Here is a 25,277-nt window from a genome sequence, read left to right as displayed (position 1 = left end):
CCGCGATAGCGGCCCGGGACCTGGTGGAGGTCAGCACACGCCAAAACTGGCGCCACTGGCTTTCAGATAGCGGCGGTAGGCGGACGACATGCGGTCGGCAGCCGAATGCAGCTCGGCGCGCGGGTCCAGCGGCAGCGGCTTGGGCAGTTGCGACTCCAGCACCGGCTGGTCCTGCGTGAAGATGGTGTGCTGGAACTGCTGCAACTGGGCGTCGGTGGACTCGAAGTCGGCCACCGCCAGGCGGAACCAGACGCGGCTGGTGTCCGGCGTGACCGGGCAGATGAACAGGCCGATGGCTTCGTGCCAGCCCTGCTTGCTGCTGCCCTCTTCCGGGATCTTGGTCAGCAGCGCGGTGTAGGGTGCCGTCACTTCGTAGGTGTATTCCACTTCGGCCGGCTTGGTGGAATGCAGGTTCGACTGGGGCTGCACGGCCTTGCAGCCGGTGGCCTTGACGCCGGTGGGCGTGGGCTCCACCTGGTAAGGCGCCATGGCCGTGGCATCGCGGCTGCCCAGCCAGCCTTCGTGCACAAAGCCGAAGTGCGACATGTCCAGGAAGTTCTCGATGATGCGTGGTGCGCTGGCGGCCACGTCGTACGGGCCGCAGTTGAGCTTGCGCAGCTGGTCGTTGGCCTCCGCCTCAAACACCGGCAGCGGCACGTCGGCGCCTTCCGGTGCTTGCAGCTGCACCCAGACCAGGCCATAGGCTTCCTGCACGTTGAAGGACTTGACGCAGTGCTGCGGCGGCGGCGTGAAACCGGGCACCGCCGGCACCTTCACGCACTGACCGTTGTCTGCGAACTGCCAGCCATGGTAGGGGCACTCCAGATTGCCTTCGTTGACCCGGCCCAGCGACAGGCGTGCGCCGCGGTGCGGGCAGCGGTCGACAAAGGCCTGGGCGCGACCGCTGGTGTCGCGCCAGAGCACCAGGTCTTGCTCCAGCAGCCGCACGGCCAGGGGAGCATCAATCACATCGTGGGAGAGGGCAAGCGGGTGCCACTGGTTTTTTTCCATCATGGGGCGCGATCATTCCAAACAAAAAGGCTGCCCGGAGGGCAGCCTTTGCATAACCGAGCAGTATTGACGGGCTTGATACCCGTCATAACGCCAGGCGTATACCGCCTTACTTGGCGCCGGGCACCTTGCCTTCCACGCCCTTGACGTAGAAGTTGACGCCTTGCAGGAAAGCGTCGTCGGCGGCCTTGTCGGCTGCCAGCACTTCCTTGCCGTCGTTGGAGGCGATCGGGCCCTTCCAGATCACGTACGTGCCTTCCTTCAGGCCCTTCTTGACCTCTTCCACCTTGGCCTTGGCTTCGGCAGGCACGTCTTCGGCGATGGACACCAGATCGATGGCGCCTTCCTTCACTCCCCACCAGCTGCTGCCCGTGGCCCAGGTGTTGTTCAGCACATCGTTGACGGCCTTGGAGTAGTAAGGCGCCCAGTTGATGATGGACGAACCCAGGTGGGCCTTGGGACCGTAGGCGGTCATGTCCGAATCCCAGCCGAAGGCACGGATGCCCTTTTCTTCGGCGGTCTTCAGCACGGCAGGCGAATCGGTGTTCTGGAACAGGATGTCGGCGCCGCCGTTGATCAGGCTGGTGGCAGCTTCGGTTTCCTTGGGGGGGCTGAACCATTCATTGACCCAGACCACCTTGGTCTTGACCTTGGGGTTCACGCTCTGCGCGCCCAGCGTGAAGCTGTTGATGTTGCGGATCACTTCGGGGATGGGCACCGAGCCCACGATGCCCAGGGTGTTGGACTTGGTCATCGAGCCAGCGATGATGCCGGCCAGGTAGGCGCCTTCATAGGTGCGGCTGTCATAGGTGCGCACGTTCTCGGCGGTCTTGTAGCCGGTGGCGTGTTCCCACTTCACGTCCTTGAAGTCGCCGGCCAGCTTCTGGATGCTGTCCATGTAGCCGAAGGTGGTGCCGAAGACCACCTTGTTGCCCTGGGAAGCCAGGTCGCGCAGCACGCGTTCGGCGTCCGGACCTTCGGGCACGCTTTCCACGAAGGAGGTCTGGATCTTGTCGCCGAATTCGGCTTCCAGCTTCTTACGGGCCTGGTCGTGCGCGAACGTCCAGCCGCCGTCACCCACCGGGCCGACGTAGGCGAAGCCGATCTTCAGCGGCTCGGCCTTGGCGGCAGGTGCGGGTTCGGCTGCGGGAGCGGCCGGTGCCGGCTCTTCCTTCTTGCCGCAGCCAGCCAACACGGCCGCTGCCACAGCGGACATGGCCGCCATCTTGAACAAAGAGCGTTTCTTCAGGTCTGTCATGGATATTCCTTCTGGAGGAAAAAAGAGGTGATTTGCGACACGCACGCACAGTGCCCGTGCCGGTCGGCGGGGTGCACTATGTTTGCACAGTTCCGGCGCAGATTCTGCCTGCGATCCATCGCCTTGCCGCACTGTGCCTGTGGCACAACGCTGCAGGCGACGTTCGTCCGGCGGGCATGTTACACATGCAAAAACCGCACCATGGCGCGGTGCCGGGCGGCGGCGACCGCGCACCGCATGCAAAAGGCCTCCCGAAGGAGGCCTGCATCAGGGGCTTGCGGGTCCGTGCTTATTTGCCGCCTGCGCCCGGCACCTTGCCTTCCACGCCATTGACGTAGAAGTTGATGCTACGCAGGAAGCCGTCATCGGCCACCTGGCCAGCGGCCAGCACTTCCTTGCCGGTGTTGTCCTTGATGGGACCGGTCCAGACGGCGAAGCTGCCGTCCTTCATGCCGGCCTTGGCCTTCTCGACCTTGTCCTTGATGTCCTGGGGCACCTGGTCGGCGATCTTCACCAGATCCATGGCGCCTTCCTTGACACCCCACCAGTAGTTGCCACCCTGCCAGTTGCCGGCCAGCGTGTCTTCCACCACCTTGGTGTAGTAGGGCGTCCAGTTGATCACGGCCGAGCCCAGGTGGGCCTTGGGTGCGAAGGCGCTCATGTCGCCGTCCTTGCCGAAGGCATAGGCACCGCGCTCTTCGGCGGTCTTGAGCACGGCGGGCGAATTGGTGTTCTGGTACATCACGTCCACACCGCCGTTGAGCAGGCTGGTGGCGGCTTCCGATTCCTTGGGGGGGCTGAACCATTCGTTCACCCACACCACCTTGGCCTTGATCGAGGGATCGATGGCCTGGGCACCCAGCACAAAGCTGTTGATGTTGCGCACCACTTCGGGGATGGGCACCGAAGCCACCACACCCACGGTCTTGGTCTTGGTCATGGCACCGGCCACCAGACCGGCCAGGTAGGCACCTTCGAAGGTCTTGCTGTCGTACACGGCCACGTTGTCGGCCTGCTTGTAGCCGGTGGCGTGCTCGAACTTCACGTCCTTCAGATCGGCGGCGGCCTTCTGCACGAATTCCTGGTAGCCGAAGCTGGTCGCGAAGACCAGCTTGTTGCCCTGGCCGGCCATGTCACGCATCACGCGCTCGGCGTCGGCCGACTCGGGCACGCTTTCCACCATGGAGGTTTCGATCTTGTCGCCGAACTTCTCCTGAATCGCCTTGCGCGCCAGCTCGTGCTGGAAGGTCCAGCCGCCATCGCCGATGGGGCTGACGTACATGAAACCGACCTTCAGCTTGTCGGCCGCCGGTGCCTGGGCAGCAGGGGCAGCGGCCGGAGCCGGTGCTTCTTCCTTCTTGCCGCAGGCCGTCAGGGCCGCCACGGACACGGCCGACAGGCCGATCATCTTGAGCAAAGTGCGCTTGCGCAGTGCGTTCATGCGAGTGTTCCTCTGGTGGGAGTTCTGTGAAAAAGGGGAATCTGGCCTCAGGAGCCGGGATAGAACGGCTTGCCGAGGGAAGCCGGCATGTTCGCGCGGATCCAGGCCGGATTGCGCGAGATGATAACCAGCACCACGATGGTGGCCAGGTAAGGCAGCATGGACAGCAGCTGGCTGGCCACCTGCACGCCCGTGGCCTGCAGGTGGAACTGCAGCATGGTCACGCCGCCGAACAGGTAGGCGCCCAGCAGCACGCGGGCCGGTCGCCAGGTGGCGAAGGTGGTCAGCGCCAGGGCAATCCAGCCACGGCCCGCCACCATGCCTTCGACCCACAGCGGGGTGTAGACCGTGGAGATGTAGGCCCCTGCCAGACCGCACAGCGCGCCGCCGGCCATCACGGCCGCCAGACGGATGGGACGCACGGCATAGCCAATGGCGTGGGCCGATTCGGGCGATTCGCCCACGGCACGCAGCACCAGCCCGGCGCGCGAGCGGTACAGGAAAGCGATCAGCGCCAGCGCCAGCAGCACGGTGATGTAGACCAGCGGATGCAGCTTGAACAGTGCCGGGCCGATGACCGGGATGTCCGACAGCAGCGGAATGGCGTACTTGGGCAGCTCGGGCAGCTTGGCCTGCACATAGGCCTGGCCGGCAAAGGCCGAGAAGCCGGTGCCGAACAGGCTCAGCGCCAGACCGGTGGCGTACTGGTTGGTGTTCAACCAGATCACCAGCACCCCGAACAGGCCGGCCAGCAACGCGCCCGCCGCCATGCCGGCGGCAAAGCCGATCCAGGTGCTGCCGGTGTGTACCACCGCGGCAAAGCCCGCCAGGGCGGCGCACAGCATCATGCCTTCGGCCCCCAGGTTGACGATGCCGGCTTTTTCATTGATCAGCAGACCCAGGGCCGCCAGCGCCAGCACGGTGCCGGCGCTCAGGGTGGAACCCAGTAGCAGTGCGTAAGCGTCCATCACTGGCCTCCTTTCGCTGCGCCCTTGGGAGCGGAGACCCAGCGCAGGCGGTAGGCGATCAGGGTGTCGCATGCCAGCAGCGTGAACAGCAGCAGACCCTGGAAGACGCCGGTCAAAGACTTGGGCAGGCCCAGACGCGACTGCGCCAGCTCACCACCGATATAGAACATGCTCATGAGAATGGCGGAGAAGATCATGCCCACCGGGTGCAGGCGCCCCACGAAGGCCACGATGATGGCGGCAAAGCCGTAACCGGCCGGCACATAGGGGGTGAGCTGGCCGATGGGGCCCGCCACTTCCAGCGCACCCGCCAGGCCGGCGCAGCCGCCCGAGATCAGCAGCGCCGTCCACAGCGCGCGGCGCGAGGAGAAACCGGCGTAGCGCGCCGCCGCCGGGGCCAGACCGCCCACCTGCTGGGCAAAACCCAGCTTGGTGCGGAACAGGAAGACCCACAGCAGGGCCGAGCCGAGCAAGGCCAGCAGCGTGCCGATGTGCAGGCGCGTGCCTTCGATCAGCTTGGGAATCTGCGTGACCCGCTCGAACATCTTGCTCTGCGGGAAGTTGTAGCCCATGGGGTCCTTCCAGGGACCATAGACCAGATAGCCCAGCACCAGGGTGCCGACATAGACCAACATCAGGCTGACCAGGATCTCGTTGGCGTTGAACTTGTCGCGCAGCAAAGCCACGATGCCCGCCCACACCATGCCGCCGAGCACACCCGCCAGCAGGATCACCGGCACGATCCAGGGACCGGTGGTCTTGTCGGCCAGCAGGGCCACACCACCGGCCGCCACGGCACCGATCACGAACTGCCCTTCGGCGCCGATGTTCCACACATTGGAGCGAAAGCACACGGCCAGGCCCAGTGCGATCAGCAGCAGCGGCGTGGCTTTCATGGCCACCTCGCCCATGGCGTAGGTGGTCTTCAGCGGCTCCCAGAAGAAGGCCTGCAGCCCCTTGACCGGGTCCTTGCCCAGCAGCATGAACAGGACGATGCCGATCAGCACCGTGATGGCCAGCGCCAGCAAGGGCGATCCATAGGTCCACCAGCGCGAAGCCTGGGGACGTTGTTCCAGCTTGATCATGCCTGCCCCCCTGCCCCGGCCTGGCGCTCGCTGCGCGCCAGGTGCTGCTGCACCTCGGCATGCCACAGGCCGCTCATCCATTCGCCAATCTTCTGCACCGAGGCATCGGCCCGGTCCACGGAAGGGCTCAGGCGCCCCTTGGCCACCACATGCAGGCGGTCGCTGATTTCAAACAATTCGTCCAACTCCTCGCTGAGCACCAGCACGGCGCAGCCCGCGTCCCGCAGCGCCAGCATCGCCCCCCGGATCTGCGCTGCCGCGCCCACGTCCACCCCCCAGGTGGGCTGGGAGACGATGAGCAGCCTGGGCTTGGCATCGATCTCGCGGCCCACGATGAATTTCTGCAGATTGCCGCCCGACAGCGACTTGGCCGCGGCATTCGGGCCGCCGGCCTTCACGCCGAAACGGCGGATGATGTCGGCCGCATGCGCCTGCAACTGGCCCATGCGCAACCAGCCGCCAGAGCCCACGGCGTCACTGCGGGTCAGCAGCAGGTTGTGCGCCAGCCCCATGGTGGGGACAGCGCCCCGGCCCAGGCGTTCTTCCGGCACGAAATGCAGGCCCAGCGCACGGCGCTGGCGCGGGCCCATGCGGCCTGCGTCCTGGCCCAGCACCTGCACCATGGCCGGCGCGGCGCGGGTGTCTTCGCCGGACAGCGCGTAGAGCAGCTCTTTCTGGCCGTTGCCGGACACGCCGGCAATGCCCACCACTTCACCGGCGCGCACCTGCAGCCCGATGTCGATCAGGTCCACGCCGAACTGGTCGGTCTTGCCCAGGCTCAGCCCTTGCACCTTCAGCACCACGTCGCCGGTCTTCGGCGCCTGGCGTTGCAGCGCCGGCGGCTCCGAGCCGATCATCAGGCGCGACAGCGAGGCATTGCTCTCGTTCTGCGGGTTGCACACGCCGGTGACCACACCACCGCGCAGCACCGTGCAGGCCGAGCACAGCTCGCGGATTTCGTGCAGCTTGTGGCTGATGTAGAGAATGGAGCAGCCTTCGGATGCCAGTTTTTTCAGCACCACAAACAGCTTTTCCACCGCCTGGGGCGTCAGCACCGAAGTCGGCTCGTCCAGAATCAGCAGGCGCGGGTTGGTCAGCAGGGCGCGGATGATTTCCACGCGCTGCATCTCGCCCACCGACAGGGTGTGGACCGGGCGCAGCGGATCGATGTCCATGCCGTATTCGCTGCCCACTTCGGTGATGCGGCGCGTCACGTCGGCCAGCGGCATGCCCTTGTCCAGGCCCAGCCAGACGTTTTCGGCCACGGTGAGCGTGTCGAACAGGCTGAAATGCTGGAACACCATGGCGATGCCCAGCTGCCGCGCTTCCTGCGGGTTGCGGATGGACACGGGCTTGCCATCGAAGTGCACCGCACCCTCGTCAGGCTTGACCGTGCCATAGATGATCTTCATCAGCGTGGACTTGCCAGCGCCGTTTTCACCCAGCACAGCATGCACTTCGCCTGGCTGCACCGTCAGCGACACCCCACTGTTGGCCACCACGGCCGGGTATCGTTTGGTAATGCCCACCAGCTGCAAACGCGGTGGTGCGACACCGGGCGTGGGGGTTGTATCGGGGGGATTCATGCCGGGATTTTCTCTCAGATTGTTTCTGTCACTGGGATGAATTGGGGTTAACCGCTGACTGCTACTGGGCTATACGCTACTGTTTAGAGAGCATCAAAGCCACGTCTTTCACCGCCTCTCGCAGCCAGATGGCCGCTGCCGAATGGTGGGTGCGGGCATGCCACAGCTGGTAGTACGTCAGTCGTGGTAGGGGCACCGGACACGGCAGTATCTGCAGCGGCAGCCGCTGCACAAAGCGTTCACAGAACTGGCGGCCGGTGGTCAGCACCAGCAGGCTGCCGGCCACGATGTCGGGCATCAGGCTGAAATGGGCGCAGCGCGCCGTGATGTTGCGCTGAAGGCCCAGCTGTTCGAGCTGCAGATCGATCACGCCCCGCGCGCCCGGGTAGGTGGGCATGGGGGCGATGTGCTCGGCCTCCAGCCAGGCCGACTCGTCCCAACCCCGGCGCACGGCCGGGTGGCGGTTGCTGACCAGGCACACCACCTCGTCGTCGAACAGGGGGCTCTGGTGCAGCTCCATCGGGGGGGCCGGCCAGTTGCCGATCACCACATCCACCTCGCCCTGGGCCAGCTGGGCCTGGTAGTGCACCTCGTGGCTGAGCGCCATCACCTCCACCGGGCAGCCGGGGGCGTGGGCCTTCAGATAGGCCACCAGCTGGGGCAGGAACAGCGGATCCAGGTAGTCGCTGGCCGCGATGCGGAACGTGCGGCTGGCCTGGGCCGGGTCAAAGCTGCGGGCCTGGGAAAACAGCCCTTCGGCCGCACGCAGGATGGCGGCCGCAGGCTCGATCATGTGCAGCGCCGCGTCGGTGGGCTGCATGGCCGCGCCGGAACGCACCAGCAGCGGATCGCCCGCCAGCTCCCGCAGCCGGCGCAGCGCGGTGGACACCGCCGGCTGCGACATGCCCAGGCGCACTGCCGCCCGCGAGACATTGCGCTCCACCAGCACCGTGTGCAGCACACGGATCAGGTGCAGGTCAATCTTGTCAAACAGGGTTTGCTCGCGCATGGAAGCAGAAAAGGCGAAAAGGGAATGGGTTACGGATGTGTAAAAGCTGCTGCGCAGTATGCATGGGCCGCGCAGGCCGGCAGCCCCGGGGAAGTCCCGCCCACGGGCCGCTACCCCTGGCGGGGAAGTACACCATGCAATTGCAATGCCAGGCCGCCGCGGGGCGGCGGCCTGTGCCGGGTCCTCAGTGCTGCTGCACCGCCTCCCCGGTCATGACGGCCTCGTCCAGCTTGGCCTGCCAGTACGCCAGGCGCGCATTGTGGCGGGCCATGATGGCGGCGTCGATCTCTTCCTTGTGGATGTCGGAGAAGTCTTCCAGCTCCGACACCAGGGCGGCCATGCGCTGCTCCAGCCGCTCCACCTCGTCGGCCAGCAGCTCGGCCTCGGTCTTTTCGGTGCGAAAAGGGTTGGACAGTGCACTCAGGAAACTGTTGCCCTTGTTCTGCTCGATGGCCGTGACCGCCTTCTTGGCCTGTTCATACAGGTTCTGCATGGTCTGGAACTCGGTCATGCGCTCGTTGAAGCGCTCGCTCAGCACCTGCTTGAGGCGGGACTCCGCCTGCAGGTAGTCTTCATGGCGCAGCCGCACCTCCATGCTGCGGGCCTTGTGTTCGGCCCGGGTCAGCGGCCCTTCGATGCGAAACAGCCCGGCAAACACCAGCAGTGCCGCCATGCCGTACCACAGCAGCCAGTCCACCGGCACCTGGAAACCGCCCCACACCAGCAGCGCCGTACCCACCAGCGCCAAGGTGTAGATGACCTGACTTTCATAGCGGACCGCGCGCGGCAGCGGAATCGGCGCGAGCTTGACCACCGCATGCATGCGCAGCGGGGTGTTGGATTCAGGCAGCTTGAGCTTGGCCACTCTCTCCTTCGCTTCCTCCACATCGAATGTGGGCATGGGGGACGTTGCAGCCTCCACAGCAGGAGCGGCGGACCAGAACTTCAGGGCGTTCTTGGCTCGTCGGAAAAAGGAGGGCAGCTTCATGGGGCAGCAGACACGCGCAGACAGGTGATCACACCCAAGTCTACCAAGTGCGGCCGGCCTACGGTTCGCGTATATCCCCTGCCGCCGCATCCAAAACGGCATAAGGATTGCTTGCATTGCTCCCAAGTTTGAAGCCGCAGCTATCTGTACGCCTGGATGCCGCACATACGTTCTGACATATGCAAGCGCCCTGGCACTGGCGTACCCTGCTTCTCCATGCGGCCTATGCCCACGAGGACCACCAAAAAATGACCACCCGCACCATCCAATTCCTGCGCAGGGGCCAGCCGGTCACCTTGCACGACGTCCCGCCCGACCGCACGCTGCTGGAAGTGCTGCGCGAAGACCTGCACTGCACCGGCACCAAGGAAGGCTGTGGCGAAGGCGACTGCGGTGCCTGCACCGTGGTGCTGGGCGAGCGCATGCAGCAGGCCGGAGAAGACCCGGTGCTGCAGCTGCGCGCCATCAACAGCTGCATCCGCCTGGCGCACTCCGTGGACGGCCTGGCCCTGTGGACGGTGGAAGACCTGGCCCGCGACCCGCTGATCGCCCATGCCGCCGGCCACCCGCTGCACCCGGCGCAAGAGGCCATGGTGCAGTGCCACGGCTCGCAATGCGGCTTTTGCACCCCCGGCTTCGTGATGAGCCTGTTTGGCCTGTACGAGAACCACACGCTGCAAGGCGTCCCGGTGGACCGCACCCAGGCGCAGGAGGCGCTGTCCGGCAATCTGTGCCGCTGCACCGGCTACCGCCCCATTCTGGATGCCGCCCAGCAGATGGGGGATCTGCCCCCCGCACCGCTGAACCAGTCCGCGGTGCTGCAAAAGCTGGAACAGCTGCAGCGCGAGCGAAAGTCCGTGGACAGTGAGTCCGCCTACCAATCCCCGACCGATCTGCAGGAACTGCTGCGGCTGCGCGCAGACCAGCCGCACGCCCAGGTGGTGGCGGGCTGTACCGATGTGGGCCTGTGGGTGACCAAGCAGCACAAGCGCTTTCCCGCCGTGCTGGACCTGACCCGGGTGACCGCCCTGCGCAAGATCACACGGCAGGACGGCCAGTTGCAGATTGGCGCCGCCGCCACGCTGACCGAGGCCTTTGCCGCCCTGGAACAGCACTACCCCGAGCTGCACCGCTTTGCGGCCCGCTTTGCCGGCCTGCCGGTGCGCAACAGCGGCACGCTGGGCGGCAATGTGGCCAATGGCTCGCCCATTGGCGACTCCATGCCGCTGCTGATCGCGCTGAACGCCCAGATCGTGCTGGCCAGCGTGCGGGGCGAACGCCGCCTGCCGCTGGAAAACCTCTACACCGGCTACCGTCAGAACGTGATGGCAGCGGACGAGCTGCTGGTGCGCATTGACGTGCCCCTGCACGCCACCCAGGCCACGGCACAGGCGGGTGATCTACACCTGCTGCGCGCCTACAAGGTCAGCAAACGCCAGGACGATGACATTTCCGCGGTCTGCCTGGTGCTGCGTGTGGCCGTGCAAGGCGGCATCGTCACTGAAGCCACGATCGGCGCCGGCGGGGTGGCCGCCACCCCGGTGCGTGCCACCCAGGCAGAAGCCGCACTGCGCGGCCAGCCCTGGAACGCCGCCACGGCGCAGGCTGCGGCCGCTGCGCTGCAGGCCCAGTTCAGCCCGATTTCCGACATGCGCGCCAGCGGCGCCTACCGCCGCCAGCTGCTGGCCAGCCTGGCCACGCGCTTCTGGAACGAAAGCCAAGGCCACCGCGCCACCACCCTGGAACAGATTGCCGTGGAGGTTCTGCCATGAACGCCCCCCATGAAGCCGCACTGACGGCTGCCACCGCCCAGGCCGTGGGCCAGTCCGCCTTTCACGAAAGTGCCGTCGCCCAGCTCAAGGGCGAAGCCCAGTATGTGGACGATGTGCCCGAAGTGCGCGGCACGCTCTACGCCGCCCCCATCCTCAGCCAGGTCGCCCACGGCCAGCTGCACGGGGTGGATGCCAGCGCCGCCCTGGCTCTGCCCGGGGTGCGCGGCGTGGTGCTGGCCGCCGACATTCCCGGCGACCCCATCCTGGCGGCCTTTGGGCACGACGAGCCCATCTTTGCCCAGGACACGGTGCAGCACATCGGCCAGGTGATCGGCCTGGTCGTGGCCGACAGCGTGATGGCCGCCCGCCGCGCCGCGCGCAAGGTGCAGTGCGACATCACGCCCCTGCCCGCCCTGCTGAATGTGCACGACGCCCACCGGGTCCAAAGCTATGTGCTGCCGCCCGTGCATGTGAAGCGCGGCGATGCGGCGGCCGGTCTGGCCCGTGCCGGCCACCGGCTGCAAGGTACGCTGGAAGTGGGGGGACAGGAACATTTCTACCTGGAAGGCCAGATTGCCTACGCCCTGCCGATGGAGCAGGACCAGTGGTGGATCTACTCCAGCACCCAACACCCGGGCGAGGTGCAGCACTGGGTGGCCCATGCCCTGGACATCGGCAACCACGCCGTCACCGTGCAGTGCCGGCGCATGGGCGGCGGCTTTGGCGGCAAGGAAACCCAGTCCGGCCACCTGGCCGTGTGGGCCACGCTGGCGGCACGCAAGTTCAACGCCCCGGTCAAGCTGCGGCTGGACCGGGACGACGACTTCATGGTGACCGGCAAGCGCCACCCGTTTGCCTACCACTGGGATGTGGGCTTTGACGACACCGGCCGCATCACCGGCCTGCAACTGGAGATGCTGGCAAACTGCGGCTTTTCCGCCGATCTGTCCGGCCCCGTGGCCGACCGCGCCATCTTCCACGCGGACAACGCCTATTTCCTGTCGGACGTGTCCATCAGCTCCTACCGCTGCAAGCTCCATACGCAAAGCCATACGGCATTTCGCGGGTTTGGCGGACCGCAGGGGGTGATCGTCATCGAAACCATCCTCGGCGACATTGCCCGCACCCTGGGCCTGGACGCCCTGGCCGTGCGCCGCCGCAATTACTACGAAGCCGACCCCGCTGCCGGCCGCGATGTGACGCACTACCAGATGCGCGTGGAGGACAACATCCTGCTGCCCATCACGCAGAAGCTGGAACAGTCTGCGAACTACCCGCAGAGGCTAAAGGCGATTGCGGACTGGAATGCCCGCAATGACGTGATCCAGCGCGGCATTGCCATCACCCCGGTCAAGTTCGGCATCAGCTTCACCGCCACGCTGTTCAACCAGGCCGGCGCCCTGGTCCATGTCTACACCGACGGCACGGTGCAGGTGAACCATGGTGGCACCGAAATGGGACAGGGCCTGCACACCAAGGTCGCCCAGATCGTGGCCGACGAGCTGGGGGTGCCGCTGGCCCAGGTCAAGGTGACGGCCAGCGACACCAGCAAGGTGCCCAATGCCAGCGCCACCGCCGCCAGCAGCGGCACCGACCTGAACGGCCGCGCCGCCCAGTACGCCGCACGCAGCGTGCGCGACAACCTGGCCGCCTTTGTGGCCGGGCTGGACCACTGCGGCGCCGGTGCCGTCGGCTTTGCCGGCGGTGTGGTCCGCACGCCCAAGGGCGAGCGCGTTTTCACCGACGTGGTGCAGGCCGCCTATGCCAACCGCATCCAGCTGTGGAGCGACGGCTTCTACCGCACACCCAAGATCCACTACGACAAGACCACGCTGACCGGCCGGCCCTTCTACTACTTTGCCTACGGTGCGGCCTGCACCGAAGTGGCCATCGACACGCTGACCGGTGAATCCAAGGTACTGGCCATCGACGTGCTGTACGACGCCGGTCGCAGCATCAACCCGGCCATCGACATCGGACAGGTGGAAGGCGGCTTCATCCAGGGCATGGGCTGGCTGACCACCGAGCAGCTGGTGTGGAACGACAAGGGCCTGCTGACCACCCATGCGCCCAGCACCTACAAGATTCCGGCCACCGGCGATGTGCCGGCCCATTTCAAGGTGGAACTGTTCGAGGAACCCAACCACGAGGACAACGTGGGCGGCAGCAAGGCCGTGGGCGAGCCGCCCTTCATGCTGGCCATCAGCGTGTACGAGGCGCTGCGCCACGCCATCGGCAGCCACCATGCCAAGCAGGGCCATGCCCATGCGCCGGTGCAGCTGGAAGCCCCGGCCACGGCAGAGCATGTGCTGAACGCCCTGCAGGCACTCCCCAGCTGATCACCGCCCGATCACTGCCTGTGCGCTGCTGGCGCGCACGGGCCGGTGGTCCAGCGCTGGGCTGCGGCGCCCTCACTGCCGGAGGACATCCGGCAGGCGGGCCTGCACTGCCCGCCCCTGGCCGCTGCGCTTGGCCTCACGGCAGGCGGCTTCCGCAGTGCGCAGCAGCTGGTCGGCATCCAGATCGGCGGCATCGGTCCACAGCCAGCCCACGCTCAGCCCCAGCACAAAACGCTGGCCGGCATAGTGGGGGGCCCATTCCTGCACGGCCGCACACAGGCGCCAGGCCAGGGTCTGCACGGCCGCTTCGGTGTCGGCAGCGTGCAGCCACAGCACAAAGGCATCCGCCCCCACCCGCGCCGCCAGGCCGTGGGCCCCCTGCTCGCGCTGCAGCAGCCACGCCACCTGGCGCAGCACCTCATCGCCTGCCGCCCGCCCGGCCGTGGCATTGAGGGCCGTGAAATAGTCCACATCCAGCCACAGCAGCCCCTGGCCCTGCGGCTCGGTGGGCGGCGCAGCACACCAGGACTGCAGCTGCATCTGCAGCGTGTACTGGTTGGGCAGGCCGGTGCCCGCGTCGTGCGCATCCTGCCAGCGTGCCAGCCGGCGCTGCTGGCGCAGCACTTCGGCATCGTCCAGCAGCCACAGATTGCCCAGGGCGGGCAGCTGCATGGCCTGGCCTTGCACCTGCAGCCAGCGCGTGAGGCCGGGCTGGAGCTTCCACGGAACCTCCCCCCGCACATGGCCGAAGCTGGCCAGGCTGCCGGTCGCCCGCGCAATCCACTGCCGCAGCCCCGACTGGTTGTGCAGCAGCTGGTGCAGGTGCACGCCTTGCAGCGATTTGGCGTCGCGCCCCAGCAGCGCCGCCGCACGGCGCGAGACATAGAGCAGCACTTCGCCCTGCTCCCACACCGCGCCGCCGGGCATGGCTTCCAGCAACTGGACCACGGCAGCCTCCAGGCTGCCGGCCTGCTGCTGGCTGCGGTGCAGCTCCTGCTCCAGTGCCTGCCAGTGTTCCCGCAGGTGCGAGGCCTCATCCAGCACCAGCGGTGACAGCCCTTCCGGTACAGCAAGGGGCGGCACCGGTACCACGCTGTCCGGCATGCGCCCGCCGGGCTGGACCGGTGCGGCCAGGGGGCGCAGGGCCTGTGCCTCGGCCCGCCGGCGCGTGCCCTGGCGCAGCAGCCCCACCAGCGGGCGGCTGAGCCACCACAGTGCACCCAGCAAGGCCAGCGCCACGGCCACGGCCGTGGCCACCAGCGCCAGCCACTGCCACGGCGTGAGCCGCTGCAGGCCCAGTAGGCGCGTGGACAGGTCGCGCACCGCCACCACCTGCCAGCGCGGCAGCGGCAGGCCTACCCGCGTGACCATCAGGTGGCCCCACTGCTGGCTGTCGGCATTGGCGGTGCTGCTGGAGGACAAGGCCGCCCATTGTGCGTCGCTCACCCCCAGCGCCGTCTGCACACGCTCGGCGGCCGGCGCGGCCGCAGCGTCCGGGGAAGCCACAGTCTCGGACCGCTGCGGTGGCGCTATCCGGGAATCGGCCAGCAGCAGCCCGTCCTGGTCCACCAGCAGCCAGCGCTGCGTCGGCGCGTCTTCCCCGGGCTGGGGCAGCAGACTGGGCAGGCCCATGCGCACCAGGCCGGCCAGTGCGCCCCGCACGGCACCGCCGGCCTGGCGCAGCGGCACGGTCAGCACCAGGCCCAGCTGGGGCGTGGCGCCTTCGACCGCCGCTTCCACGGTGATGTGGGTGACCTGGGGCTTGCCGTCCGACAGCGTCCGGCGCAGCGCATCGCGCAGCGCACTGCCGCCCGCCGGCGTACCGCCCGAGGGGGCATAGGACACCATGCTGCCGTCGCTGGCCGTCATCACCAGGGTGTCGAAAATGCCGGCATAGCCTGCGTCTTCCCGCAGCAGCAGCTCCAGCAGATAGGGGGTGTCGAGCATGCTGGAATGGATGCCCTGGCCCATGGACTGCAGAACGCGTTGGTAGGACTCGATGCGTACCCCCAGCGTGCGCGCGGTGAAGCCGGCCACCATTTCCTGCTGGCGGCGCTCGTCGCGCAGGGTCTGGGCATCGGAATAATGGGCCAGCAGACCCAGGCACAGCATGCAGGCCAGCAGCAGACTGGCCACCGCCACCAGCCCCCAGGAGCGCACCAGCGGGCCCGGCCACCAGGCCAGAGGCTCGGTCGCTGTCGTACGGCGCATAGTTGGCCAGCGCCAACCGCCGCCAGAAGATGGTGGCAATGTAGACATGGGCGTTCGCTGCAACAGAGCACCCACTATAGGAAAGCCACGGCGCCCCCGATTGCAGGAGGAACCCTTGGTATGCGATCGGTTTACCCTGAGAGGGTCAGACCTCAGCCGCCCGCCACCACCTGCAAGGCCGTGGGATGGGGCAGGTTCAGCACATTGCCGGTGCCGGCAATCAGGCCATGCTCACGCAGGTGGCGCAGCACGCGCGAGAAGGTCTCGGGTGCAATGCCCAGCTGTGCGGCGATCAGGCGCTTGCGCTGGTGCAAGGTGACGCGCATGGTGCCGTTGTCGGCATGCTGGGCATGGCGCAGCAGCCACTGGGCGCAGCGGGCTTCGGCATCCTGGGCCAGACGGCTGACCGCGGTTTCCGTCTGTTGGCAATAGCCCTGGGCCATGTCCCGCACCAGCGACTGCACCGAGCCGGGCAGCGCCGAGATCCCCTGGCGGAACTCCAGCAACGAAACGCGCCGCAGCCGCACCCGGGAGTCGGCCACCATGTCCACACAGCAGGGTTGTCCGGTCAGCACGAAGGCGGCATCCAGCCAGGCCGGGCCTTCGACCACACCGAGCTGGTGGCGCATCTGTCCCTCATCGCGCACGCCCAGCAGGACCCGGCCGCTGTCGATGTACAGGACCTCATTGGGGTGTTCGTGCCGCTGGCGCAGCAGCTGCCCGGCAGAGACCACCTCGGCCTGGGCGAACGGGTCGAAAGTCGGAATGTGGAACATGGCACGGACTGTGCCGTGGCCGGCTGCTGCGGGTGTTGAGGAAAGTCAAATGATGTGTGCGCCTGCATGGAATGCCGGCCCGGCGGCATTCCGGCCCTATCCCCGCCTGGGCGTCCCGTCCCTGTCCGGCAGGTGCCAGCCACCATCCTGCGGCCATTTCCACTGCCCCGCGCGTGCCAGAGCGCCGGTGCATGAAAAAACCCGCAGGCCTTGCGGGCTGCGGGTTGGGCGGGCAAGCGAGGGGCTCAGCGGACGGCGGCGCCGCTTTCAAACCACTGCTTGAAGCTGCTGCGCTCTTCATCGCTCAGAGCGCCCGGGTTGCCGAACGGCATTTTGCGCAGCTGCACCACCTGGGTGTAGATCTGCTGGGCGTGGCTCCTGATCTCTTCGGCCGTGTCGAACTTCACGTTCTTCTGTGCGATGGTGTTGACGCTGTGGCAGACCATGCAGTGCTTTTGCATGATGGCGTGCACGTTCTCATAGCTGCCCACCGGGGCCTGGGGCGCGGCGCTGGCCGCCGGGGCCGGCTCCGCTGCGGCGGGGGCCGCCGCCTGCTCGCCCTGCATCACCACCTGACCGACCGGCGCAATGTTGGCGGCGGCGGGCGCAGGCTGCGGTGCGGGCTGGAGCCAGATGGCGGTGCCGATCAGCACCGCTACGCCCACGGCCGCGTACTTCCAGGGATGGGGGTTGCGGCCCAGCTTGTAGCCATGGCGCATCACGAAGAACTGGCGGATGGCCGCGCCGGCGAACATCATCAGAATCAGCACCAGCCAGTTCTGCGGGTGGCTGTGCAGCCAGCCATAGTGGTTGGACAGCATGGCAAACAGCACCGGCAGCGTGAAATAGGTGTTGTGCACGCTGCGCTGCTTGCCGCGCTTGCCGTGGATGGGGTCCACGGACTTGCCGGCCTTCAGGTCGGCCACCACGGTGCGCTGGCCGGGAATGATCCAGAAGAACACGTTGGCGCTCATCGAGGTGGCAATCATCGCCCCCATCAGCAGGAAGGCCGCCTGGCCGGGGAAGATGTGGCAGGCCAGATAGGCCGCGATGCACACCAGCACCAGCACCAGACCGCCCACGATGGCATCGCCGTTGGGCTTCTGGCCGAAGATGCGGCAGATGCCGTCATACAGCAGCCAGAACACCACCAGGAAGGCCAGCGCCGCCACGATGGCCATGTTGCTGGACATGATGGGGTTGGCCGGGTTCACCAGGTAGATGTTGGCGTTCCACAGATAGGACACCGTCAGCAGGGCAAAGCCCGAAAGCCAGGTGGTGTAGCTTTCCCAGAAGAACCAGTGCAGGTGGTCGGGCAGCTTGGGCGGGGACACCGCGAACTTCACCGGGTGGTAGAAGCCCCCGCCGTGCACGGCCCAGAGTTCGCCGCTGACGCCCTGCTTCTTCAGGTCCTCATCGACCGGCGGCGTCAGGCTGCTGTCGAGGAAGACAAAGTAAAACGAGGAACCGACCCAGGCAATTGCGGTGATGACGTGCAGCCACCGCAGCAGCAGGTTGGCCCAGTCGAGAATGTAGCTTTCCATAGCTCTCAACCCTGGCGGCGTGGGGGCCGCCTTGTGTGATCAACCTGCCCACCACTGCGGAGGCTCTGGGCAGAAGAAATGGTCGCGCACCATGGCAGAACGCCGGAGCACCGCTGCGACCAGTTTTTGTGAACACAAAGTGTATGCAATTTCTGCGCCGCCTTGCGAAAAAACACCGCCGCAGCCCCCCGTGCATACCCTGAATGCAGCACGGCACTGCCGATGCACAGTCCATGCCCGGCCCGCCCGCGCCTCAGCTCGGCTCCAGGGCGCGGGTCTGCATCAGCTGCGCGGCAATCGCCACGGCAATCACTTCGGGCTCCTTGCCGGCGATGCCGGGAATGCCCACCGGGCACTGCACGGCGTCCACGGCCGCGGCATCGAAGCCGCGCTCCAGCAGCCGGCGGCGGAAACTGGCCCATTTGCTGGCACTGCCGATGAGGCCCACAAAAGGCAGGTCGCCCGCCTCGCGCTGGCGTGCCAGGCAGGCGGCAGAGATGTCCCAGTCTTCCACATGGCTGTGGGTGAGAATGACCACCCGGCTGCCAGCGGGCAGGTCGGCCACGGCATCCTGCACCGGGTCGGATTGCACCAGCGTGGTGCAGGCATCGGCCACCGCACTGTCTGGCCACAGACCGGGACGGCTGTCCACCCAGACGATGCTGCAGGGCAGGCGCTGCAGCGCCGCCACCAGCGCCTGGCCCACATGGCCGGCACCGAACACCGCCACCGGCAGGCGCCGGGCCTGGCGCAGCTCCAGCGACGGCAGATCCTGCACCCCGACCACCCGGTACGCCAGGTGCACCACACCCCCACAGCACTGGCCCAGGCTGGGGCCCAGCGCATAGCGCTGCACGCCGTGCGGCTGCCGGCCGGCCAGCACCTGCTGGGCATGGGCCATGGCCTGGTATTCCAGGTGGCCGCCGCCAATGCTGCCCACCAGACCGTGCAGACTGCCCGGCGCCAGTCCGACGGACACGGCCATCCAGGCCCCCACCTCGCGCGGGGCGGAACCCTGCACCTGCTGCACCTGCACCAGGCACACCGGGCCGTGGGCCACTGCGGCCTGCAGCTGTGTCCATGCATCGCGCACCGTCATAGAGAATCTGCCCTTGTCTGCCTGTGTGATGGGAATGCCATGGTGCCAGCGAATCGGCACCGTGTGCGCCATTCGTGCGCCCTGCACCCATGCACATTGCTTGCCAGCAGGGGCTGCGGTTTCAGGATACGCTTGGCACCATGGCTGAACCCTCTTCCTCCAACCCCTCTTCTGCCCGCCCCGGCCGCCACTGGCTGTGGCGCGGCATGGCCGCCGCCGTGACGGCGCTGCTGGCCGCCTGCGGCTCCACCCCACCATCCACGCCTTCGGGCGCGGGGGCCTCCAGCCCTGCGGCGGTGCGCGAATACCGCCAGGACGCGGCCCGGCATATCTATGCCCGCAACCAGCACCGCATCTACCAGGGCAAGCTGCCCCCGATGCTGTATGCGATTGGCGTGCTGGAGGTCGAGCTGGACCGCAATGGCGGCGTGCGCCGCCTGCACTGGCTGCGTGCGCCCACCCATGCGCCCGAGGTGGTGGCCGAGATCGAGCGCACCGTGCGCGCTGCAGCCCCCTTCCCCAACCCCTCCGGCATGCGCGGCAAGCTCAGCTACACCGACACCTGGCTGTGGGACAAGTCCGGGCGCTTCCAGCTGGACACGCTCAGTGAAGGCCAGCGGGGAGAATAATTCCCCGAAGGTGGCATGCCCCCACCCCGGGTGCAGGCCCCGCAGGCTCCGGATCAGGAGCCGCGGTAGGTGGAATAGCTCCAGGGGCTGACCAGCAGCGGCACGTGGTAGTGCTGGTCGGCATGGGCCACACCAAAGTCCAGGCTGACCTGGTTCAGGAAATTGGGCTCGGGCAGCTGCACGCCCCTGGCCTTGAAGTAGCCGGCCACATCGAACGTCAGGCGGTAGGTCCCGACCTGCAGGCTGGCGTTGTCGAACAGCGGCGCATCCGTGCGGCCATCGTGGTTCAGCGTCAGCGTCTTGAGCAAGGTGGCGCTGTCGCCCTGCGTGGCAAACAGCTTGACCTGCATGCCGGCAGCCGGGCCGCCATGCATGGTGTCCAGAACGTGGGTACTCAGGCCCATAGGGATAACTCCTTAAAAACGGGTGGCAACGCGCCATCTCCTGTCCACCAAAAGTGTATACAATTTTTGCACCAGATCGCATCGAGATGAACCCCATGCAATCCTCTTCCACCAGCACCATTGCCGACGCGCTGACCCGCGCCATCGTCGAACACAAGCTGCTGCCAGGCACCAAGCTGGCCGAGCAGAAGCTGGCCGACCACTTCGGCGTCTCGCGCACGCTGGTGCGCCAGGCTCTGTTCCAGCTGTCGCAAAACCGCCTGGTCACGCTGGAGCCGGCACGCGGCGCCTTTGTGGCCACCCCTTCGGTGGACGAAGCCAAGCAGGTCTTCGCCGTGCGCGCCATGCTGGAGAGCGAGATGACCCGCGCCTTTGTGCAGCAGGTCACGCCCGCCCAGATCCAGTCGCTGCGAGCCCATATCAGCGCCGAGAAAAAAGCCATGGACCGCAACGATGTGGGCCAGCGCACCGAGCTGCTGGGCGACTTTCACGTGGTCATGGCCGAGCTGATGGGCAACCAGGTGCTGGCCCAGCTGCTGGGCGACTTGATCTCGCGCTGCGCGCTGATCACGCTGATGTACCAGAGCACCAGCGCCGCCGAACATTCGCACGAGGAGCATGCCGCCATCGTCGCCGCCCTGGCTGAAAAAGACGAAACCACGGCCGTGCGGCTGATGCAGGAACATCTTTTGCACGTGGAAGCCGGTCTGACCTTTGACCGCGAGCTGCCCACCAGCGACCTGTCGATGGCACTGTCCTCCGTTGCCCTCTGATTGATCCAGGAACCTTCCATGACTTACGACGCCACCACCCCCTATCCTCGCGACCTGGTCGGCTACGGCCGCCACCTGCCCCAGCCCCAGTGGCCCGGCAAGGCGCGCGTGGCCGTGCAGTTCGTGCTGAACTACGAGGAAGGTGGCGAGAACCACGTGCTGCATGGCGACCCGGCCAGCGAGCAGTTTCTGTCCGAGATGTTCAACCCGGCCGCCTACCCGGCACGCCACATGAGCATGGATGGCATCTATGAATACGGCTCGCGTGCCGGTGTCTGGCGCATCCTGCGCGAGTTCGAAAAGCGCGGACTGCCGCTGACCGTGTTCGGCGTGGCCACCGCATTGCAAAAGCACCGCGAACTGGCCCAGGCCTTTGCCGATCTGGGCCATGAAGTGGCCTGCCACGGCCTGAAGTGGATCCACTACCAGAACGTTCCCGACGAGGTCGAGCGCGCCCACATGGTGCAGTGCCTGGAGATTTTCGAGGAGCTCTACGGCCACGACGGCGACCACGGCCTGGGCTGGTACACCGGCCGCGACAGCCCCAACAGCCACCGCCTGGTGGCCGACGCCGGCCGCTTCAGCTACGACAGCGACTACTACGGCGACGACCTGCCGTTCTGGATGACGGTCGAGAAGACCGATGGTGCCAAGCACAACCAGCTGATCGTGCCCTATACGCTGGACGTGAACGATATGCGCTTTGCCCTGCCCCAGGGCTACTCGCACGCCGATCCGTTCTTCCAGTACATGAAAGACAGCTTCGACACCCTGTACGCCGAGGGCGATCCGGCCGGCGAGAACGCACCCAAGATGATGAGCATCGGCATGCACTGCCGCCTGCTCGGCCGCCCCGGCCGCATCACGGCGCTGCAGCGCTTTCTGGACCATGTCCAGAGCCACAGCGACGTCTGGGTCTGCCGCCGCATCGACCTGGCCCGCCACTGGGCGCAGCGCTTTCCCGCGCCCGCCCTGTAAGAGGATCGCAGCCGTCCTGCCGCCCGAACGCCCTGCCCGCGTCGGGCTGCGCACTTTTTTGAAAGAAGCACCATGGCTCTGACACTGGAACAACTCAACACCGCTTCGGTTGCCGAAGCCGTCGCCCTGCTGGACGGGCTGTACGAGCATTCGCCCTGGATTGCCGAAGCTGCCCTGGCCCAGCGCCCCTTCACCTCGCTGGCCCACCTCAAGCACGCCATGGTGCAGGTGCTGGCGCAGGCCGGCGTGCAGCCCCAGCTGGACCTGATCCGCGCCCACCCGGAGCTGGCCGGCAAGGCCATGGTGGCCAAGTCGCTCACCGCCGAATCCACCAACGAACAGAACAAGGCGGGCCTGACCGCCTGCACGCCCGAAGAGTTTGCACGCATCCAGCAGCTCAATGCCGACTACAACGCGCGTTTCGGCTTCCCCTTCATTCTGGCCGTGCGCGGCCCGCGCGGCCTGGGCCTGAGCAAGACGGAGATCATCGACACCTTCGCGCGCCGCAGCCTCAATCTCCCAGACTACGAGCGGGCCGAGGCCATCCGCAACATCCACCGCATTGCCGAAATCCGCCTGAACGACAAGTTCGGCTATGAACCCACCGAAGGCAACGATGTCTGGGACTGGCAGGAAAAGCTGGCCCAGCACAGCGAGCCGGGCTACGCCGAAAAAGGCCAGCTCACCGTCACCTACCTCACCGACGCCCACCGGGCCTGCGCCCAGCGCATCAGCCACTGGATGCGCGACTGCGGGTTCGACGAGGTCGAGATCGATGCCGTGGGCAATGTCGTCGGCCGCTACCAGCCGGCCACCCCCGAAGGCAAATACCTGCTCACCGGCAGCCATTACGACACCGTGCGCAACGGCGGCAAGTACGACGGGCGCCTGGGCATCTTTGTGCCCATGGCCTGCGTGCGTGCACTGCACCGCGCCGGCAAGCGCCTGCCCTTCGGTATCGAGGTGGTGGGCTTTGCCGAGGAAGAAGGCCAGCGCTACAAGGCCACCTTCCTGGGCTCTGGCGCCCTGATCGGCGACTTCCAGCCCGCGTGGCTGGACCAGAAGGATGCCGACGGCATCACCATGCGCGAAGCCATGCAGCACGCCGGCCTGTGCATCGACGACATCCCCAAGCTCCGGCGCGATGCAGCCGACTACCTGGGCTTCATCGAGGTGCACATCGAGCAAGGCCCGGTGCTCAACGAGCTGGACATTCCGCTGGGCGTGGTCACCTCCATCAACGGCGGCGTGCGCTATGCCTGCGAGATGTATGGCACGGCCAGCCATGCCGGCACCACGCCGATGGACCGCCGCCACGATGCGGCCCTGGGCGTGGCCGAGCTGGGCCTGTACATGGAGCAGCGTGCACTGCAGGACGGCGACAGCGTGGCCACCATCGGCATGCTGCAGGTGCCCAACGGCTCCATCAACGTGATCCCCGGCCGCTGCCAGTTCAGCATGGACATGCGCGCCCCCACCGACCCGCAGCGCGACGCCATGGCCAAGGATGTGCTGGCCAAGCTGGAAGAGATTGCCCGGCGCCGCGGCCTGCAGTACAAGACCGAGCTGGCCATGCAGGCTGCCGCCGCTCCCAGCGCCCCCGAGTGGCAGGCCCGCTGGGAGCAGGCCGTGGCAGCGCTGGGCGTTCCGGTTTTCCGCATGCCCAGCGGCGCCGGCCATGACGCGATGAAGCTGCACGAGATCATGCCCCAGGCCATGCTGTTCACGCGCGGCTTGAACGGCGGCATCAGCCACAACCCGCGCGAATCCACCACCAGCGACGACATGCAACTGGCCGTCGATGCCTTCGGCCATGTGCTGCAGCAACTGGCCTCCGAATAACGCCCACGACCACAGAGACAAGACCATGACCCAAGACCGCCAAGCCACCTACGCCGCCCTGGACGCCTGGATCGACCAGCATTTCGACGAGCAGGTGCAGTTTCTGCAGGCCCTGGTGCAGGTGCCCACCGATACGCCGCCTGGCAACAACGCGCCCCACGCCGAGCGCACGGCCGATCTGATCCAGGCCTTTGGCTTCACCGCCGAAAAACATGTGGTGCCGGCCCAGGAAGTGCAGGACTACGGCATGGAGTCCATCACCAACCTGATCGTGCGCCGTCCCTACGGCAGCGGCGGCAAGACCATTGCGCTGAATGCACACGGCGATGTGGTGCCGCCCGGCGAAGGCTGGAGCAAGGACCCCTACGGCGCCCAGATCGAAGACGGCAAGATGTACGGCCGTGCCACGGCCGTGAGCAAGAGCGACTTCTCCACCTTTACCTTTGCCGTGCGCGCGCTGGAAGCCGTGGCCAGGCCCGCCAAGGGCAATGTGGAGCTGCACTTCACCTACGACGAAGAGTTTGGCGGTGAACTGGGCCCGGGCTGGCTGCTGAAGAAGGGGCTGACCCAGCCCGATCTGATGGTGGCGGCCGGCTTCAGCTATGAGGTGGTGACCGCCCACAACGGTTGCCTGCAGATGGAAGTGACTGTGCACGGCAAGATGGCCCACGCCGCCGTGCCCCACACCGGCGTGGACGCGCTGCAGGCCGCCGTGGCCATCATGCAGGCGCTGTATGCCGAGAACACCAAGTACCAGCATGTGACGTCCCTGGTGCCGGGCATCAAGCACCCTTATCTGAACATCGGCCGCATCGAAGGCGGCACCAACACCAATGTGATCCCCGGCAAGGTGGTGCTCAAGCTCGACCGCCGCATGATTCCGGAGGAAAACCCCGTCGAGGTGGAAGCCAGCATCCGCGCCGTGATCGCACAGGCGGTGGAAGGCTTCAACAGCCAGCGCGGCTACGCCGGTGAAGACGCCGTGCGCGTGGACATCAAGCGCCTGCTGCTGGCCCGCGCCATGACGCCGCTGGCGGGCAACCAGCCACTGGTGGATGCCATCCAGACCCATGGACAGGCGGTGTTCGGCGAGAAGCCCCCGGCCGTGGGCACGCCGCTGTACACCGACGTGCGCCTGTATGTGGAGCGCGGCATTCCCGGCGTGATCTACGGCGCCGGCCCCCGCACGGTGCTGGAAAGCCACGCCAAGCGTTCCGACGAACGCCTGGTGCTGGAAGACCTGCGCCGCGCCACCAAGGTGATTGCCCGCAGCCTGGTGGACCTGCTGGCCTGAGCGGCTCCCTACCCCTTCCACAGAACCCGGCCTTGGCCGGGTTTTTTTGTGGCCCGGCCGGACCTGTCCGGTTCCGGCCTGGCGGTGCATTTCACAGTGCAAAAAATGCTTTTGCACCACAAAAATGCATTGCACCGTTTTTGCCGCAACACGCACCAATCAAGGGCAAATCCCTAGCCAAACCGCCCCAAACCCGGACAAACACGGGGCAGAAACTGGCACGCACTTTGTATACACTTTTTGTATGGATCGCTGTGCGCAATCAACCGT

Annotated in this window: 20 protein-coding genes; 7 read left to right on the top strand and 13 right to left on the bottom strand. The window is 66.7% G+C overall.

What is annotated here, in order from left to right; genetic code table 11:
- Nucleotides 1-30: 30 nt before the first annotated feature.
- The 8 genes from KW830_RS15780 to KW830_RS15745 form a co-directional block, all read right to left on the bottom strand.
- Nucleotides 31-1,014 carry an aromatic ring-hydroxylating dioxygenase subunit alpha gene (locus KW830_RS15780; RefSeq protein ID WP_218333676.1) on the bottom strand — a complete coding sequence of 328 codons (984 nt, stop codon included), beginning with the start codon at nucleotides 1,012-1,014 and terminating at the stop codon, nucleotides 31-33.
- A gap of 106 nt (nucleotides 1,015-1,120) precedes the next feature.
- On the bottom strand, nucleotides 1,121-2,269 hold the full coding sequence (locus KW830_RS15775; protein ID WP_066536631.1) for a BMP family ABC transporter substrate-binding protein: 1,149 nt from the start codon (nucleotides 2,267-2,269) through the stop codon (nucleotides 1,121-1,123).
- 289 nt (nucleotides 2,270-2,558) lie between these two features.
- Nucleotides 2,559-3,710, bottom strand: coding sequence for a BMP family ABC transporter substrate-binding protein (locus tag KW830_RS15770; RefSeq protein WP_218333675.1), 1,152 nt, complete (start codon nucleotides 3,708-3,710; stop codon nucleotides 2,559-2,561).
- 47 nt (nucleotides 3,711-3,757) lie between these two features.
- The gene (locus KW830_RS15765) at nucleotides 3,758-4,678 is read right to left on the bottom strand and encodes an ABC transporter permease (RefSeq protein WP_066536647.1); all 921 of its coding nucleotides are present in this window, start codon (nucleotides 4,676-4,678) and stop codon (nucleotides 3,758-3,760) included.
- Nucleotides 4,678-5,763 (bottom strand): ABC transporter permease, encoded by a 1,086-nt coding sequence (locus tag KW830_RS15760; RefSeq protein WP_066536651.1) that lies wholly within the window; start codon nucleotides 5,761-5,763, stop codon nucleotides 4,678-4,680. Before KW830_RS15760 ends, KW830_RS15765 begins: the two co-directional genes overlap by 1 nt.
- Nucleotides 5,760-7,349 carry an ABC transporter ATP-binding protein gene (locus tag KW830_RS15755; protein WP_218333674.1) on the bottom strand — a complete coding sequence of 530 codons (1,590 nt, stop codon included), beginning with the start codon at nucleotides 7,347-7,349 and terminating at the stop codon, nucleotides 5,760-5,762. Before KW830_RS15755 ends, KW830_RS15760 begins: the two co-directional genes overlap by 4 nt.
- A 76-nt stretch (nucleotides 7,350-7,425) precedes the next feature.
- Nucleotides 7,426-8,358, bottom strand: coding sequence for a LysR family transcriptional regulator (locus KW830_RS15750; protein ID WP_066536662.1), 933 nt, complete (start codon nucleotides 8,356-8,358; stop codon nucleotides 7,426-7,428).
- 184 nt (nucleotides 8,359-8,542) lie between these two features.
- On the bottom strand, nucleotides 8,543-9,346 hold the full coding sequence (locus KW830_RS15745) for a hypothetical protein (RefSeq protein WP_218333673.1): 804 nt from the start codon (nucleotides 9,344-9,346) through the stop codon (nucleotides 8,543-8,545).
- A gap of 248 nt (nucleotides 9,347-9,594) precedes the next feature.
- Between KW830_RS15745 and xdhA the strand changes: the two genes are divergently transcribed.
- Both xdhA and xdhB read left to right on the top strand, forming a co-directional pair.
- The gene (gene xdhA / locus KW830_RS15740) at nucleotides 9,595-11,118 is read left to right on the top strand and encodes a xanthine dehydrogenase small subunit (protein ID WP_218333672.1); all 1,524 of its coding nucleotides are present in this window, start codon (nucleotides 9,595-9,597) and stop codon (nucleotides 11,116-11,118) included.
- The gene (gene xdhB / locus KW830_RS15735) at nucleotides 11,115-13,457 is read left to right on the top strand and encodes a xanthine dehydrogenase molybdopterin binding subunit (RefSeq protein WP_218333671.1); all 2,343 of its coding nucleotides are present in this window, start codon (nucleotides 11,115-11,117) and stop codon (nucleotides 13,455-13,457) included. The genes xdhA and xdhB overlap by 4 nt, the downstream gene beginning before the upstream one ends.
- A gap of 72 nt (nucleotides 13,458-13,529) precedes the next feature.
- On the opposite strand, the gene KW830_RS15730 is transcribed toward xdhB, so the two are convergent.
- The 4 genes from KW830_RS15730 to xdhC form a co-directional block, all read right to left on the bottom strand.
- A complete protein-coding gene (locus tag KW830_RS15730; RefSeq protein ID WP_066536671.1) occupies nucleotides 13,530-15,668 on the bottom strand; it encodes a sensor domain-containing diguanylate cyclase in 2,139 nt (712 codons plus the stop codon).
- Between the two features lie 152 nt (nucleotides 15,669-15,820).
- Entirely contained in the window at nucleotides 15,821-16,444 is a 624-nt protein-coding gene (locus KW830_RS15725) for a Crp/Fnr family transcriptional regulator (protein ID WP_066536675.1), read from the bottom strand.
- A gap of 245 nt (nucleotides 16,445-16,689) precedes the next feature.
- The gene (locus KW830_RS15720; protein WP_218333670.1) at nucleotides 16,690-17,988 is read right to left on the bottom strand and encodes a urate hydroxylase PuuD; all 1,299 of its coding nucleotides are present in this window, start codon (nucleotides 17,986-17,988) and stop codon (nucleotides 16,690-16,692) included.
- 253 nt (nucleotides 17,989-18,241) lie between these two features.
- Complete coding sequence (gene xdhC / locus KW830_RS15715; protein ID WP_218333669.1) at nucleotides 18,242-19,087, bottom strand: xanthine dehydrogenase accessory protein XdhC; 846 nt, start codon at nucleotides 19,085-19,087, stop codon at nucleotides 18,242-18,244.
- Nucleotides 19,088-19,227: 140 nt separating this feature from the next.
- On the opposite strand from xdhC, the gene KW830_RS15710 reads away from it, so the two are divergent.
- Nucleotides 19,228-19,716: a hypothetical protein gene (locus KW830_RS15710; RefSeq protein ID WP_066537377.1), complete on the top strand. Its 489-nt coding sequence runs from the start codon at nucleotides 19,228-19,230 to the stop codon at nucleotides 19,714-19,716.
- A 53-nt stretch (nucleotides 19,717-19,769) separates the two neighbouring features.
- Here KW830_RS15710 and uraH read toward each other — a convergent pair whose 3' ends face one another.
- Nucleotides 19,770-20,120, bottom strand: a complete 351-nt coding sequence (gene uraH, locus KW830_RS15705; RefSeq protein ID WP_066536681.1) for a hydroxyisourate hydrolase — start codon at nucleotides 20,118-20,120, stop codon at nucleotides 19,770-19,772.
- 95 nt (nucleotides 20,121-20,215) lie between these two features.
- Between uraH and KW830_RS15700 the strand changes: the two genes are divergently transcribed.
- The 4 genes from KW830_RS15700 (at nucleotide 20,216) to KW830_RS15685 (ending at nucleotide 25,007) form a co-directional block, all read left to right on the top strand.
- Complete coding sequence (locus tag KW830_RS15700) at nucleotides 20,216-20,893, top strand: GntR family transcriptional regulator (protein ID WP_066537380.1); 678 nt, start codon at nucleotides 20,216-20,218, stop codon at nucleotides 20,891-20,893.
- Nucleotides 20,894-20,911: 18 nt separating this feature from the next.
- On the top strand, nucleotides 20,912-21,871 hold the full coding sequence (gene puuE / locus KW830_RS15695) for an allantoinase PuuE (RefSeq protein WP_192334268.1): 960 nt from the start codon (nucleotides 20,912-20,914) through the stop codon (nucleotides 21,869-21,871).
- A 72-nt stretch (nucleotides 21,872-21,943) separates the two neighbouring features.
- Entirely contained in the window at nucleotides 21,944-23,713 is a 1,770-nt protein-coding gene (gene uraD / locus KW830_RS15690; protein ID WP_218333668.1) for a 2-oxo-4-hydroxy-4-carboxy-5-ureidoimidazoline decarboxylase, read from the top strand.
- Between the two features lie 25 nt (nucleotides 23,714-23,738).
- On the top strand, nucleotides 23,739-25,007 hold the full coding sequence (locus KW830_RS15685) for an ArgE/DapE family deacylase (protein ID WP_066537384.1): 1,269 nt from the start codon (nucleotides 23,739-23,741) through the stop codon (nucleotides 25,005-25,007).
- Nucleotides 25,008-25,277: the final 270 nt, after the last annotated feature.

The organism is Comamonas sp. CMM03 (assembly GCF_019218715.1).
In the GTDB taxonomy this organism is placed as follows: domain Bacteria; phylum Pseudomonadota; class Gammaproteobacteria; order Burkholderiales; family Burkholderiaceae_C; genus Comamonas; species Comamonas terrigena.
Note: the sequence above shows the minus strand (reverse complement) of the source record. Positions and strands in the feature narration are given on the sequence as shown.